Annotated in this window: 15 protein-coding genes and 1 pseudogene; 7 read left to right on the top strand and 9 right to left on the bottom strand. The window is 68.6% G+C overall.

What is annotated here, in order from left to right; genetic code table 11:
• The first annotated feature begins 55 nt into the window (after positions 1 to 55).
• A complete protein-coding gene (locus ACFQS1_RS18715) occupies positions 56 to 1,354 on the top strand; it encodes a cytochrome P450 (protein WP_378969850.1) in 1,299 nt (432 codons plus the stop codon).
• A gap of 110 nt (positions 1,355 to 1,464) precedes the next feature.
• Complete coding sequence (locus tag ACFQS1_RS18720; RefSeq protein WP_378969853.1) at positions 1,465 to 2,772, top strand: cytochrome P450; 1,308 nt, start codon at positions 1,465 to 1,467, stop codon at positions 2,770 to 2,772.
• Positions 2,773 to 3,046: 274 nt separating this feature from the next.
• On the opposite strand, the gene ACFQS1_RS18725 is transcribed toward ACFQS1_RS18720, so the two are convergent.
• The 8 genes and pseudogenes from ACFQS1_RS18725 to ACFQS1_RS18760 all read right to left on the bottom strand — a co-directional run bounded on the left by ACFQS1_RS18725 (position 3,047) and on the right by ACFQS1_RS18760 (position 9,566).
• Positions 3,047 to 3,346, bottom strand: a complete 300-nt coding sequence (locus ACFQS1_RS18725; protein WP_378969855.1) for a hypothetical protein — start codon at positions 3,344 to 3,346, stop codon at positions 3,047 to 3,049.
• 84 nt (positions 3,347 to 3,430) lie between these two features.
• Positions 3,431 to 3,577, bottom strand: a pseudogene (locus ACFQS1_RS18730) (recombinase zinc ribbon domain-containing protein); the annotation flags it as partial.
• On the bottom strand, positions 3,544 to 3,771 hold the full coding sequence (locus ACFQS1_RS18735; RefSeq protein ID WP_378969857.1) for a hypothetical protein: 228 nt from the start codon (positions 3,769 to 3,771) through the stop codon (positions 3,544 to 3,546). The gene ACFQS1_RS18735 and the pseudogene ACFQS1_RS18730, both read right to left, overlap by 34 nt.
• 463 nt (positions 3,772 to 4,234) lie before the next feature.
• On the bottom strand, positions 4,235 to 4,792 hold the full coding sequence (locus tag ACFQS1_RS18740) for a hypothetical protein (protein WP_378969859.1): 558 nt from the start codon (positions 4,790 to 4,792) through the stop codon (positions 4,235 to 4,237).
• A 6-nt stretch (positions 4,793 to 4,798) separates the two neighbouring features.
• Positions 4,799 to 5,602, bottom strand: a complete 804-nt coding sequence (locus ACFQS1_RS18745; protein WP_378969914.1) for a DUF2637 domain-containing protein — start codon at positions 5,600 to 5,602, stop codon at positions 4,799 to 4,801.
• A gap of 563 nt (positions 5,603 to 6,165) precedes the next feature.
• A complete protein-coding gene (locus tag ACFQS1_RS18750) occupies positions 6,166 to 7,020 on the bottom strand; it encodes a replication-relaxation family protein (protein ID WP_378969862.1) in 855 nt (284 codons plus the stop codon).
• 1,504 nt (positions 7,021 to 8,524) lie between these two features.
• Positions 8,525 to 8,668 (bottom strand): DUF397 domain-containing protein, encoded by a 144-nt coding sequence (locus ACFQS1_RS18755; RefSeq protein ID WP_378969864.1) that lies wholly within the window; start codon positions 8,666 to 8,668, stop codon positions 8,525 to 8,527.
• A 22-nt stretch (positions 8,669 to 8,690) separates the two neighbouring features.
• The gene (locus ACFQS1_RS18760; RefSeq protein WP_378969866.1) at positions 8,691 to 9,566 is read right to left on the bottom strand and encodes a helix-turn-helix domain-containing protein; all 876 of its coding nucleotides are present in this window, start codon (positions 9,564 to 9,566) and stop codon (positions 8,691 to 8,693) included.
• Positions 9,567 to 9,808: 242 nt separating this feature from the next.
• Here ACFQS1_RS18760 and ACFQS1_RS18765 point away from each other — a divergent pair, with 242 nt between their 5' ends.
• From ACFQS1_RS18765 to ACFQS1_RS18775, 3 genes are all read left to right on the top strand, one after another.
• On the top strand, positions 9,809 to 9,949 hold the full coding sequence (locus ACFQS1_RS18765; RefSeq protein WP_378969868.1) for a hypothetical protein: 141 nt from the start codon (positions 9,809 to 9,811) through the stop codon (positions 9,947 to 9,949).
• Entirely contained in the window at positions 9,946 to 10,194 is a 249-nt protein-coding gene (locus ACFQS1_RS18770; RefSeq protein ID WP_378969870.1) for a hypothetical protein, read from the top strand. Before ACFQS1_RS18765 ends, ACFQS1_RS18770 begins: the two co-directional genes overlap by 4 nt.
• Positions 10,195 to 10,399: 205 nt before the next feature.
• Positions 10,400 to 11,593, top strand: coding sequence for a hypothetical protein (locus ACFQS1_RS18775; RefSeq protein ID WP_378969873.1), 1,194 nt, complete (start codon positions 10,400 to 10,402; stop codon positions 11,591 to 11,593).
• A gap of 59 nt (positions 11,594 to 11,652) precedes the next feature.
• Here the strand turns inward: ACFQS1_RS18775 and ACFQS1_RS18780 are convergent, their stop codons facing one another.
• Positions 11,653 to 12,069: a hypothetical protein gene (locus ACFQS1_RS18780; protein WP_378969875.1), complete on the bottom strand. Its 417-nt coding sequence runs from the start codon at positions 12,067 to 12,069 to the stop codon at positions 11,653 to 11,655.
• Positions 12,070 to 12,122: 53 nt separating this feature from the next.
• On the opposite strand from ACFQS1_RS18780, the gene ACFQS1_RS18785 reads away from it, so the two are divergent.
• Together ACFQS1_RS18785 and ACFQS1_RS18790 are read left to right on the top strand one after the other, a co-directional pair.
• Complete coding sequence (locus ACFQS1_RS18785; protein ID WP_378969878.1) at positions 12,123 to 12,485, top strand: hypothetical protein; 363 nt, start codon at positions 12,123 to 12,125, stop codon at positions 12,483 to 12,485.
• Positions 12,478 to 13,089 carry a DUF6879 family protein gene (locus tag ACFQS1_RS18790; protein WP_378969880.1) on the top strand — a complete coding sequence of 204 codons (612 nt, stop codon included), beginning with the start codon at positions 12,478 to 12,480 and terminating at the stop codon, positions 13,087 to 13,089. Before ACFQS1_RS18785 ends, ACFQS1_RS18790 begins: the two co-directional genes overlap by 8 nt.
• Positions 13,090 to 13,102: the final 13 nt, after the last annotated feature.

Below are 13,102 nucleotides of genomic sequence, written 5' to 3' on the forward strand. Positions count from 1 at the left end.
TGGTACGCGAACGTACCGTGAGTCGGTACGCAAACGTACCAAGGGGAGGCCGGCGATGACGGCGACAACCACGGCGCACGCGGTCCTGCCCGACGGTCCGCGCACTCCCCGCGCGATCCAGGCGCTCACCTTCGCGTTCTCCCGCAGCCACACGATGCGCCGGCTGCAACGCCGGTACGGGTCGGCCTTCACCATCCAGACGCTCAACCTCGGCCGCATGGTGATGCTGGCCGATCCCGCCGAGGTGCGCGAGCTGTTCCAGACCAGCCCCGAGCTGGCCGACACCCCCGATCAGAACCTCGGCTCGGTCCTCGGCCCGGGTTCGTTCTTCGCCATCACCGGCGACGAGCACCGCCGGCAGCGCAAACTGCTCACCCCGCCGTTCCACGGGCGGCGCCTGCGGGCGTACGAGTCGATCATCGAAAGCGAGACGGCGCGCGAGACGAAGTCCTGGCCGCAAGGCCGGCCGTTCCCGGTCATGCCGTCGACCATGCGGATCACGCTGAACGTGGTGCTGCGAGCCGTCTTCGGCGCCGCGGGGACCGAACTGGACGAGTTGCGCGAGCTGCTGCCCAAGGCGGTCAAGCTGGGCTCGATCCTGGCCGTGCTGCCGGTCGTGCGCCGCGACCTCGGCGGGTACGGGCCGGGCGCGCGGTTCGACCGTTACCGGCGGCGCTACGACGAGATCGTGGGCCGGCTGATCGACCGGGCCGCCGCCGATCCGCGTCTCGACGAGCGGGAGGACGTGCTCGCCCTGCTCGTGCAGGCCCGCTACGACGACGGCTCGCCGATGAGCCGCGGGCAGATCGCCGACCAGCTGCTGACCCTGCTCACCGCCGGGCACGAGACCACGGCGACGACGCTGGCCTGGGCGTTCGAGCAGCTGAGCCGGCACCCGGCCGCGCTCGGCCGGCTCGCCGCCGGGGGCGACGACCTGCTCGATGCGACGATCATGGAGGTGCAGCGGGTCCGGCCGGTCGTCGAGATCACCGCGAGACAGGTACGCGCCGACGCGCTGCGGATCGGCCGGTGGACGCTTCCCCGCCGCACCGTCGCCACGGCCTGCATCACGCTGCTGCACGAGAACGAGACGCTGTTCCCCGATCCGGCGCGCTTCGATCCGGAGAGGTTCATGGGAGCGCGTGCGGACAAGTACGGCTGGATCCCCTTCGGCGGCGGGGTGCGCCGGTGCATCGGGGCCGCGTTCGCCTCGCTCGAGATGCGGGTGGTGCTGCGGACCATCCTGCGGGACTTCGTGATCGAGCCCACCACCGACCGGAACGAGCGCCCGCACAGCCGGGGAATAGCCGTGGCACCGGCGCGCGGCGGCCGGATCGTGGTCCGCCGCCGCTGACCGCATCGTTGCCGGGTCGTGACCGACCTCACTGCGCAAATCGGGATCTTGGAGCGACCATCAGATGCGCTGTATCTCACGGGGAAGAACCACGGCGGTCTGGGGGCGACTTGCGGACGTATTCATCGACCCGGCTGCGCCTGCTCGGGTGGGTCGCCCGCCGATTCGGCGGGCGGGCCGGCCCGGTCTCGTTCGACGGCTCATTGTCGATGCTGCCGGACAGCTCGCTCTTTCCGCTGTTCCGCGACGGCCTCGACCCGGTCGCCGAGGTGGGCCGGCTGCGCGAGCGGTCACCGGTCAGCCGGCTGCCGGTGCCGCTGGGCATCCGGGTCTGGCTGGTCACCGGCTACGAGCCGGTGCGGGCGGTGCTGGGCAGCACGGACGGCTTCAGCAACGACTTCGGCCGGTTCGCCGCGCAGATCGGGCTGACCGCGGCGGCGCAGCCCGGCGGCCTCGGCATGACCGACCCGCCGATGCACACCCGGCTGCGGCGGCTGGTCACCCCCGAGTTCACCATGCGCCGCCTGGCCCGGCTGCAGCCCCGGATCGAGAAGATCGTCGACGACCGGCTCGACGCGATGGCCCGCGCCGACGGGCCGGTCGACCTGCTGCAGGAATTCGCGCTGCCGGTGCCCGCGCTGACCATCTGCGAGCTGCTCGGCGTCCCGTACGCCGATCGGGCGGCGGTCCAGGAGTTCAGCGCCGCCCGGTTCGACCTCGGCGGCGGCGCCTACGCGCCGCTCGACGCGATCAACGAGTCCCGGGCGTACCTGCGCGACCTGGTCGCCCGCCAGCGCCTCGACCCGGGCGACGGCCTGATCGGATCGCTGGTCCGCGACCACGGCGACGAGCTCGGCGACGAGGAGCTGGCCGGGCTGGCCGACGGCGTGCTCACCGGCGGGCTGGAGACCAGCGCCAGCATGCTCGCGCTCGGCGCCCTGGTGCTGATGACCCAGCCCGGGCTCGCCGATCCGCTGCGCGCGGGCGAGCCGGCCGACGCGCTGGTCGAGGAGCTGCTGCGCTACCTGACCGTGGTGCAGGTCGGCTTTCCCCGGTTCGCGGTCCGCGACCTCGAGGTGGCCGGCGTGCCGATCAAGGCGGGCGACATCGTCATGTGCTCGCTGAGCGCGGCCGACCGGGACGGCGTGCTCGGCCCGGGGATGGACCGGATCGACGCCGGCCGGCCCACCAGCCGGTCGCACTTGGCGTTCGGGCACGGCCTGCACCGGTGCGTCGGCGCCGAGCTGGCCCGGATGGAGTTGCGCATCGCGTACCCGGCGCTGGTGCGGCGCTTCCCGGCGATGCGCCCGGCGGTGGACCCGGCGAGCCTGCCGACACGCCGGGCGTCGATCGTCTTCGGCCTGGACGCGCTGCCGGTCACCCTGGAGCCGCCCCGCGCTCAACTTGCGCGGGCGTGATCTTGGAGATCTGTGGTTCAGCGCGCGCAGGAACTCATCATCCTCGGTCGCGGGTTCGAGTCCCGCCCGCCCCACCGACCGCACCATTGTGCGAACCGTCGGCTGTTCGTTGCGTGTGCCCTCATCCGGTTCGGGTGGGGGCATCGTCGTCTCGGTGGGGATCCTGAAGACGGGCACGGCTCCTTGGGCGGTGAGCCGGACCTCGTGGGTGAGGGTTTCGATCGCGGCTTTGCGTTCGGTGGTGGTTCCGCTGCTCATGATCTCGGTCAGATGTTCACGGATACGGGCGGATACGGGCGATCGTGCTCGGCGGCGGCGGAGCCGGCTGGCAACTCAGTTCGTCGGTGAGTTGGGCGTGGCGGGCTTGTAGCTGGGTGAGCCGGTGCCGGAGTTCGCGGATGCGGGGTCCGGCGACGGCGTCGTCCATGGTGCCGTTCTCGAACGCGGCGTGGTATCGGTTGATCGCGGCCTGGCAACTGGTGACTTGGGTTGCGAGGGCGGCGAGTTCTGTTGCGCCGTCGCCGGTCGAGGCGTGGTGGTTCGCGTGGGCACGGTTGATCATGTCGGTGAGCACGGCGTCGGCGTTGGCGTAAAAGTCGTTGAGGGCGTGCAGGACGAGGTCGTCGATTTCGTCGGCGCGTAGCCGTGGGGCGTGACAGGTGCTGCCTTTGCCGTACCGGGTTTGGGTATAGCAGGTGTAGTAGCGGTAGCGGCGGGTTCGGCCATTGGCGGAGGTGCCGAGGTAGCGCTGTCCGCAGTCGGGGCAGGTGATCAGGCGGTCCAGCCGGGTTGGGCGTGGATGTATTTGGTGAGGGCGGCGCGTTGGGCGTCGAGGGAGAACGGCTGGTGTTCGTCGTCGGTGGAGCGCCGCACGTAGATCGCGACCCGGACCGGCCCGCCGGCCCCGGCTGGTGGGATGGTGGGCGTGGGGGCGCGGCGTCCGCGTCGTTTTGGTGCGGTGGGCCGAACGGGCGGTGCGGGCTCGTCGGGGCCTGTCATGGCGTGTCCTTCATGGTCGGGTGTCCTGGTGGCGGCCCCTGCCACCGGCAGGGGCCGCCACCAGGACGGTTGGTCAGGCGGCGATGCCGCGTTGGTAGTGCTGGTAGAGCACGGCGAGGGCTTCGGCGGCGTTCTCGCGTTCCTCGGCGGTCATCGTGATCGTGTCGATGCGTGCGATCCGCATCGGTATTCTCGGTATCGCCTTGGTGTTGGTTCGGGATTGGTGCGCACCATCGGTTATTGATCCGGTGGTACCGGGTCGCGGATCGTCAGGATAGCTCCGGACGTCGCTTTCGTGGTCGGGCTTTTTGGCCACGTTCCTCCGAAACACGTGAATGGTTGCGGGGGTCGGTGTCCTCGGTTCATAGGATTTCCTTTCTTGCGCATATCGGCGCTGTCGTGTTGAGGTTTACACGGCTGGATGACGTGACTTTTCGGGACCCTTTTCTGTTCGGGTGGCGGGTTACCGTTCCGGGCGGTGGTCGGGTTCGTGCCGGTCTTCGCGAGCGAAGACGCTGAGCACCTGTACGGCGTGCCGCAGGCGGCGGTAGACCTCGGCGGCCGGGGCTACGCCGGTCAGATCGCCGAGCAGGGTGTCGACGATGGCGATGACCGGTGCGGTACGGATGGCCTCGGCCGGGCTACCGCGTAGCCAGGTCGCTGCGAACCGTGTCGAATTCACCGACCGTGCGGCGTCCTCGAGGTCGAGGATCCGGCCGCGTTCGACGTCGAGGTCGATGTCGAGGTCGTGCCGGTAGTCCTCACGTCGTCGGTTCTCGTCGCGAGTACCGCCGGCGAGTACCGCGAGCAGTCGGACTGCGCGCCGCAGGGCGAGAAGCGCGTGCGGCGCCGGGGTCTGCTCATCGCGCAGGATGGTGGCCAGTTCCTGAACCACCGCGATCACTGGAGCGCTGCGCACGGCGAGGTGCCGGGAACCCCGTAGCCATTGACTGGAGAACCAGTACGACTCCGGATCCCCGGCAAGGTCGGTCGAGGTGTATGCCGTTATTGTCTTGTCCATATAATTTCACCTCCTTTCCTGAGGATTCGCGTCGGCGTGGTCAGGTGGCCGACGCGGGTCTGAGACCACCTGATGCGGCTCACGGTCCTGGTGTTGCCGCATAGGTGGCGGTTCCTGTTCGGATTTGAGGATCCGCAGGAGCGTGGAGATCTTGGAGTTGGAGACGCTGGTTCCCGCGCCTCGCAGGTGGTGGGCCAACGAGGCTCGGGTCAGGGGCTGCCCGTCGGCGGCGAGCTGATCGCGGACGGACCGTGCGGCGGGCAGCAGTGTCCGCACGTCGTCGTGGTCGGGATCGGCGGTCGGTCCGCGAGGCCGTCCCCCGGACCGGTGCCGGACCGGCGAGGAGTGCCGGCCCCCGTCCGTCGTGCCGGCGTTCGCCGGGGCCGTCGTGGCAACCGCGGCGGGACCGTCTCGGGAGGCCACCGGGACCGCGGGAGTTTCCGGCGGGGACGGCGCCTGGCTGGGTGTCCCGGACGGTTGGGCGGTCGTGTGGCCGAGGGCCACCTTGACCATGACTAGGAAACCCAGTGCCGGTACGGCTGCGGCGGTCCAGCCGATCGGTGAGGGTTCGGCCTCGACGACTTGGGCGGTCAGCGACAGCGTGACGGCGCAGCCGAGGACGATGGCGGGGAAGGTGGTTGGTGCCGCGGCCCGTCGGCGGCGGCGTAGTTCCAGGCCGGAGGCGATCGACATGAGTTCCAGGATGATCGCGTCGGCCCAGGCGAGCCAGCCCGGCTGGCCGTGGCTGGCGGCGACGTTGTGGACGTGGGTGAAGCTGGCCGCGCCGGCGGCGGCGCCGATGGCGAGCATGATGAGGACTTGGACGATGCCTTCGGCGCGGTTGCCGCGGACCGTGCGGTCCTCGGGGTGTCCGGCTGTTACGGGATCACCTCCCACGGTCGGGACCGGGACGCCACGTGGCGGGACCGGCGCGGACGGTAGTGGCGGGCAGGACCGCCGGTCGTCGGGGACCGGCGATGTTCGGGACGCAGGTGCTGAGGGATGGTCATGCGGTGCTGTGCCTCTCCGGGCTGATGGGGAATGGGGAACGGCCGCGTCGACGGGGACGCGGACCGCAGCCGCGACATCCAGTAGCGGCTGCATGGGCTGCGGGACGAGCCGGGTGGGTGGGTGGTCGAGAGGGCGGGCAGGATAGCGTCCGGGTCTGTCAAGGCGGGCGGTTCCGGCGCGCTGACAGATATCGCGTTCTGTCAGCGGGTCTTCACCGGCTACCGGTGACCGGAGGTCTTTCGTGACAGACCGTTCGGCGGGACAGCGGTCTGGGCTTGGTGCGGGGCGGCGTCGGTGCGTGCGCCGGTGACAGCGCGGCCGACGGTGAAGGGTATGGCTGTCCGTTCGTCCGGATCGGCTGGTCATGGCGTGTCCGGGCTGAGTTCAGCGAGGCGCATCCGTCGTCCGGGCAGGCCGTGGAGCCACCAGATGGCTCCGGCGGGGTTGTCGTGGCCCGGTTGGTCGCGGGCGGCCGTCGCGACCGGGTAGCGGGCGCCGTCGCGGGCTAAGACTTGGTGTAGATGGGCTTCGCGTTCCGCGGAGTGCAACCAGAACAACACCGGCCACACCTGGCCCGTGACGCGGGCCAGGGGAAGGTAGCCGTCGAGTTTGTCGACCAGCCGGGACAGGGGCCGTTCGGTGCCGGTGTCGTACTCCAGGAAGAACGCCACGCGGTGGCCGTGCTCGGTGTAGATGCCGTGTCCGTCCGGCCGTGAGGTCGGGGTGTAGGTCCGGACATGGACGTCGTCGCCGTCGTCGGCGAACGCCCCCATCTGCTGACACCTCGCGGCTGACCACCACCGCAGCAGGCCCGCGTCGGGGTGGGTCCGGGCGTAGCCGGCCAGGTCGGTGAAGAAGGCGTTGACGCCGAGCAGGTGCGGCAGGTTCGCCCGGCTGGTCAGGTGTTCCCGCCTGCGCCGGGCCCGGTCCCGGCGCGGTAGGTCGTCGCCGCGTTGCGCGGCGACCACGTCGTCGCCGAGCTGGGCGAGGACGTAGTGGTAGGGGTATGAACCGCCGTCGGGGCGTTGCGGCCGGAACCGGTCGATCACCGCCAGCCGGTACAGGGTGCGGAGTCGTTCCTGCGCGTAGTCCAGAGACGGGAACAGGGCGGTCGCGATCTGGAAGCTGGTCAGGAGCCGGTGGTCGGCCAGCCAGCCGAGCAGGACCAGGTCTCGGGTGGTCAGCTGGGATTGCACCCGCAGCAGGGAACTAGCCACCGGCACCCCCGAAAACGGCGAGCGTGGGCGGGTTGACCGGTATGAATCCGCCTGGGGGAGAGAATTGACGACAGTCAGTCGCATCCGAGCCGGAAACGCTGACAGATGGGTTGACCTGGGCTGTGAGGCCCACGTCGGGGTCCGTTCGGGGGTCCTTCTGAACGCGGACGCCAAGCGGGACCGGCGAACGGACGGCAAGCAGGAATCTGTCACCGCCATCGCCGAGGTGAGCGGCAGCATCAGGAACGCCGCCGTGGTGGTGGAAGGAATGCGTCGATGTAGAGGGGTAGGACACGAGACTCCTTGATGAGATCAGGTTGGTGGGGGCGTCGAGCGATCCGGTGGTGGGCCGCTCGTGTCTTGCGGAGGCCGGTCTCGGCGGGGCAGGCGGGAGCCTGTCGGGTTACGCCCGACCGGGCGGCACACGAAAGCGTGTGCGATGGGACCACTGTGGTGTTGTCAAGGGACACGCTCACCCGGCGCACCGGAGAGAACGATCGGGGCAGCCGCGCCTCGGCTCGCCGCGACCGGACTGGCTCGAGATCCAGACCTGGGCGCGGCAGGACCGCACGGCTTGATACAGCGGGTAGGGCGTCAGCCGCCCAGAGTCGATGAAGGACGCGCCCGGCGAGGCAACGCGGATCGGCCGTGTGAGCCTTCGCCGGACGCGTTCTCGTGGCAGCGGTGTGCTGGACAAACCGGGACGCGACCCAGCCGGCGTCGGTACCCTCGACAACATCGAAGGACCGCCCAATGGCCGGCCGGGGCGCCCGGCTCGTCAACCGATCCACTGCGTCCGCAGCCCGTCACCCGCGAGCCTGCGCCCATCGGGAGCGCCGCCTGCGGTACGAACCGATGGCGGACAGGTAGATCAGCCACACGGGATTGCCACCCCAGTAAGCAAGATCAACTATTCGGCGTCAACGCCGGTTCTCACGCCAAGATCATTACTTGCGTGGACTCGGGATCAGCTATCTGGACTCGCCGACACTCGTGGAGACTCGCCAGTTCCAGACGAGACGGAAATGGCTCCGAAAATTCCTTCGGACGAACTCGCAACTGTCTCACAATGCGAGATTCAAGGGTTCGCGCCGCACCTATGCATCAGCCCCGGCGGCTGGAGGGCGGCGGGCGGCCTCATGCCGAACTCGTGACCGCGTACGCCGGACGCCATCACCATGAGCTACAGCCCGGCGCTCGCGGCCGTCGGAGATCGCGACGTTCATCAAACAGCTGCGCTTGGCCAGGTCCCGTTCGTCGAGAGCGGATCACGATGCCCCGCGATCGTGTGCCCTCTGGCGACCGGACGATGACCATGCCGCTGGTCCAGGCAGGCCCGGGCTCGACCCAGCCGGGTAGTGCGAGCGTGTAAGGGCCATGAACGAGGAGACCGGCGGTCCGTCCGCTTGCCGGGGGCAGTCAGTTGCGCGGCGACCTCGACCGGCGTTCGATGCGCCCCGATACGCTGCTGGGTCGGGCGCCACACGCAGGGCGCCCGACGTCATCAGGTCAGATCGAACTCTCCGTCTTTCGCTCCGCCGATGAAGGCGTCCCACTCGGCGCGGGTGAAGGTCAGGATCGGCCCCTTCCCTTCGGCCTTGGTGTCTCTGACGCCGATCGCGTCGTCGGCGAGGAGGGCGACCTCCACGCACGCGCCGTTGTTGCCGGACCTAGTGGACTTGAACCATTTGACGGATTCCATCGGCCTTCTCCTGTATCAATTTGATCGACTCCCTCGGTGACAGCGCCAGGGACAGCAGGTGCGCGTGAACGTCGGTGAGGCGGCGGATCTCCTCGGGCGTCTCCAGGAACAGCTCGCCGGCCAGCGTCTCGATGTAGCCGAGTGGTGGGTCGCCTTGGCTGAATGTCAGCACGTGGAAGCCGCCGTGTACAGCGAGGTGGGCGCCTGCCGCGAGGGTCAGCACCTGCACCGTGACGTTGGGCAACGCCGCGACCTTCACGATGTGGTTCAGTTGCTCGGCCATTAGTTCGGCGCTGCCGACTTCCAGCATCAATGCCTGCTCGGTGATGATGGCATGCAGCCGGAGCGGTGGCTGACGCACGGTGAGCACTTGTTGGCGCTTCAGACGCGCCTCCACCCGCTGGTCGATCATCTCCTCTTCGGTCTCGCGGCCGATGCGGATCACTTCCCGGGCGTACGCGCGAGTCTGGATGAGTCCTGGTATCAGGGTCGGCTGGAATTCGCGCAGTTCGGCCGCCTCCGCCTCGTAGGCGATGAACGTGACGTACCGGGCGGGCAGCGTGTTGAGACGCTGCCACCAGCCGGCCTCGCGTAACTCGTCGGCCATGGCTCGCAACGCCAGTCCCTGTTCCTCGTCGTGCGGGACCTCGTAGGCGACCAGGATCTCCAGGACGTCACGGGAGCGGGGCTTGATGTCGCCGGACTCGATCCGGGCAATGCGCTGCTGGGAGCATTTCAGCAGTTTGGCGGCGTCTCCCTGGGTGAGGCCGCGCCCCTCGCGCAGTCTGCGCAGCTCTCGGCCCAGGCGGCGGGACCGAGGCGTCGGGGGAGTAAACCGGGCCACCCTCTGATCTTTCCTCATACACGGCCTGCCTTCCTAGCTCTGCGTAATGATGATTCTGTGACTTGCGCAGCATCGTACGATGCTGCGACACTGTGCCGCATAGTGCCGGGACCGCGACACCGGGTCACGGAAGGCGGCCATCCCTTGTGGCCTCGGCGCCCGTCCGGACGGATCCGGACGGCTGGGCGGCATCAGGCGCGAGCCTCCTGCCAGCGACAACCGGACCGAATGAGGTGATCATCATGTTGATCGGCGCCGTGACTTCCGCGCTGGTCGTGGGCTACTTGGCCGGCCTGCTCTCCTTCAAGGTCAAGGCACGGTGGTGCCCTCGGTGTGGCGCCACGACGAGCGACCTGGCCCGCCAAGCTGCCGGGCGCGCGTGATGGCCGAGCTCAACGTCGGTGACGTGATCGAGGTCGACGACGGTGACTACAGGTACGGCATGGGCAGGCTGATCATGCGCGTCACCACGATCGGGAACCGACAGTGCACCGCCGACGGCGACTGGGTTGATCTCGACGGGCTCGACCTGCGCGCAGACGGTACGCAACTCGGAGCTCAACCGCGCCACGCCGTGGTCCGGGTGAACGCGCTCCGCATTCGACGGGGACCGCAGACACGGCAATGAACGCTTTGACCGGCCCAGCGGCCCACCGATCCCGCCCCGGACCGGTGTACCCAGACAACTTCATGGCTCCCTTCGCCGCGTGCCGTTGTACTCCGTGGCGGATGGGATCGGGCAGGGCGTGCCACGCCGGCCGCGCTCCTTTAGGAGCGGCGCCCCCACTGGCCCCGTGGCACGCCCGCCCAACTTCCGAACAGGGGGACGTCAGATGGCCACGACCTACCACGGCGGAACACAGATCGACCACGCGCAGACGGTGCTGGACCAGCACGCGGTGTCCAGTGCCGACGGGATGTGCATGACGTGCAACGTGCCCGGCCCATGCGCCGAACGCGAAGCTGCGGCCAAAGTGTTCAGCTCCTCCGCGCGACTGCCTCGGCGACGGCCGGGTCAACGCGGCCGGAACTGGTGGGCGCGAGACGCGGCGACTTCCGCTGGCTGGCAGCACCGAACGGATGAAGAGGCGATGACGCCACATCCCAACGCCCCGCGTCGGCGCGCCACTCGCGAAGACGACTGTGATCATCGTGCTGATTCCGACTCCGATTCTCGAATCCTGCTCTCCGTGCGGGAGCAGCCCCGCGACCGTCCCCGGCGCGGAGCGGGGACGAGCCGAACCGGGACACATCTGGAACGTGTCGAAGACCTGATCGCCCACGGCGCGCCGAACGCGGCCGTCGCAGTCCTTCGAAGGTGTTTGGCCAGCCAAAACCCGTACACGGCTCGTGTCGATGCCGCAACTCAGGCCGTCGCCGAGCACTACGTGGCGCTCACCATGGATGACCCTTCCGAGGCCGCCGCGATCGGTTGGGCCGTCTACCTATACCGCGCCGCACACTGTCTTCGCGGTGCGATCGCCATACGAGCGCACGACAAGGGACGGCTGGTCGTAGAGCTTGCGCGACGCCGCGGCATGCCTTCGCCGACAGCGGATCTCCTCTCGGTCAAGGTCGGTAACGTTGACGGCGGCACCCGTGCCGGCAGAGCTATCGCCGACCGGTTCGCGATGGTGGCTCTTCTTCACGGGTGCGGGCTTTGCGAGCCGGCAGAGAGCGAGGCGCTGGCCGCGCTGTGCCAGTGGGCACCGCATCACGCCGACGCGCCGGACGTCACCTACGCCTACCTCATCGAGACGCTCGCTGCCCTTGATCACTGCGGTCGCGTCAGGCAGGCCGAATCGGTGTTGAACGCCTACGGCGCGTTGCTTCCCGATGCGGGTACGGAAGATGATGCCTTCCTTCGTTCCTACGTCAGACTCCGATTGGGCAACCGGCGCGACATCCAGCGACACCAAAAGGTCTGCTCTGTCCGCGGTCAACGCGCCCGGCCCTCTTTCGGAGATCTCCGCGGAGCGGTCATCCGCCTGCTCGCACACGACGGCCGTCCTGAACGAACCCCGTGATCGAGCGGCGGAACTCGCTCGCCGTGTTGTGAACAATGGTGACCTGCGGCTGGACCGGCTCAGCGTTCGATCCGGGCAGAGCTGCCGAAGGAGATGCCGCCGTGGACGTCACGCGCCTGCACCATGTTGCCGCTTACGGTTCCGGCGACGCTGTTAATCGTTCCGGCTTCTCCTGTGGTCATCAGATGGGGTGACAGCTCCCGCCATCGGTCTCTCAGTTCCGCCTCGAGCGACGGATCCTCCGCGACCGCTTGCGCCAGCGCCTCGCGGAGGATCTCGATCCGCGTGTCTTTCGTCGACTCGACCCCGGCATCGGCATCGGTGAGCGCGGCTTGCGCGGATGCCCGGTTGGCGAATCGGCGCCGGACCAGCCCCGCGAGGGCCTCGAACGCGGCGCGGCCGGTCTCGGCGATCCCCTCGGCAGTCTTGGTCGCCAAGGTAACCGCGATCGTCGTCAACAGTTCCGGATCGGCCACCGTGCCTCCCAGTTGCGTAGGCGTTGCGCGCCGGCCTACTCCCGAGATGATAGATGCACGCCTATAGCCAGCGCGGTTGCCTGTCGCATTTCCGTCATGATAATGTCACTTTGGGTAATTTTGATCTCGAATTCGGGAGCGCTTTCATGGGGAAAAAGTGGGAAGCCGATCCGTCCGCGTCATTTGCCCGGCGTATAGGAAAGTCATCTCACGAACTCGGGCAGACGTCCGGGAATTCGAGTTGCCCGGACATCTGGGAACTCGACAACGGCGACGTCGCGGTCATCGGATCAGACCTGACCACCTCGTACGAAGGCCGGCTACCCGAGGGCGTCAGCGTCGATCCCGGCGAGCGGCTGGTGATCATTCCACGGAAGACCATCCTCGCAGCGAAGGCGGACATTCCGGATGCCTAACCTTCTTGACGGCGCCGAGGGCGAGCGGATGGAACTGGACGCTTACTACGCCGACTTCGAGAAGAACTTCTGGACGATCAACGAGCTGGGTTTCTGGAAGCTTGAACGCCAGCAGTTCTTCAAAGAGCCCGGGTACGACAGCTGGGAGGCGTTCGCGAAGGGCGACTGGGACGCTTCGCTGAGCCTGCTCGAGGCCGGCCGGGCCGACATGGCCGCCTACCACCGTCGCGTCGAGGAGCACGGCTTCGTCGCGCGGCGGGTGCGGGTCGTCGAGGAGCCGATCACCGCGTACCTGCAATGGGAGTTGCACGCGCTGCGGATCCGCGACCAGTGCGGCGGCAGCGTCCATATCGTCGGCCCGCAGCAGGTCGCCGAGTTTGAACACCACACGGCGCTGCCGGAGATCTACACCCTCGGGACCGCAGTGATGTATCAGGCGATCTACGACGACACCGGGGTGCTGGAGTCCGCGCTCCGCTTCACCGACCGTGACCTCATCTTGCGCTGCCAACGGTTCATCCAAGACCTGTACGAGGCCGGCCAGCCACTGGAACCGTTCTTCGTGAGCCACGTCGCGATGCTGCCGCCACCCCGCCAGCCATAACGCGACCGGACAC

It is taken from the genome of Paractinoplanes rhizophilus (assembly GCF_042664765.1).
GTDB classification, from domain to species: Bacteria; Actinomycetota; Actinomycetes; order Mycobacteriales; family Micromonosporaceae; genus Actinoplanes; species Actinoplanes rhizophilus.

Bases quoted from the DNA above. Each gene is read 5' to 3' on its own strand.
- ACFQS1_RS18785 (WP_378969878.1), top strand. From the start codon at position 12,123: ATGCACGCCTATAGCCAGCGCGGTTGCCTGTCGCATTTCCGTCATGAT.
- ACFQS1_RS18745 (WP_378969914.1), bottom strand. From the start codon at position 5,602: ATGCTCGCCATCGGCGCCGCCGCCGGCGCGGCCAGCTTCACCCACGTC.
- ACFQS1_RS18790 (WP_378969880.1), top strand. From the start codon at position 12,478: ATGCCTAACCTTCTTGACGGCGCCGAGGGCGAGCGGATGGAACTGGAC.
- ACFQS1_RS18765 (WP_378969868.1), top strand. From the start codon at position 9,809: ATGTTGATCGGCGCCGTGACTTCCGCGCTGGTCGTGGGCTACTTGGCC.
- ACFQS1_RS18775 (WP_378969873.1), top strand. From the start codon at position 10,400: ATGGCCACGACCTACCACGGCGGAACACAGATCGACCACGCGCAGACG.
- ACFQS1_RS18715 (WP_378969850.1), top strand. From the start codon at position 56: ATGACGGCGACAACCACGGCGCACGCGGTCCTGCCCGACGGTCCGCGC.
- ACFQS1_RS18740 (WP_378969859.1), bottom strand. From the start codon at position 4,792: ATGGACAAGACAATAACGGCATACACCTCGACCGACCTTGCCGGGGAT.
- ACFQS1_RS18735 (WP_378969857.1), bottom strand. From the start codon at position 3,771: ATGACAGGCCCCGACGAGCCCGCACCGCCCGTTCGGCCCACCGCACCA.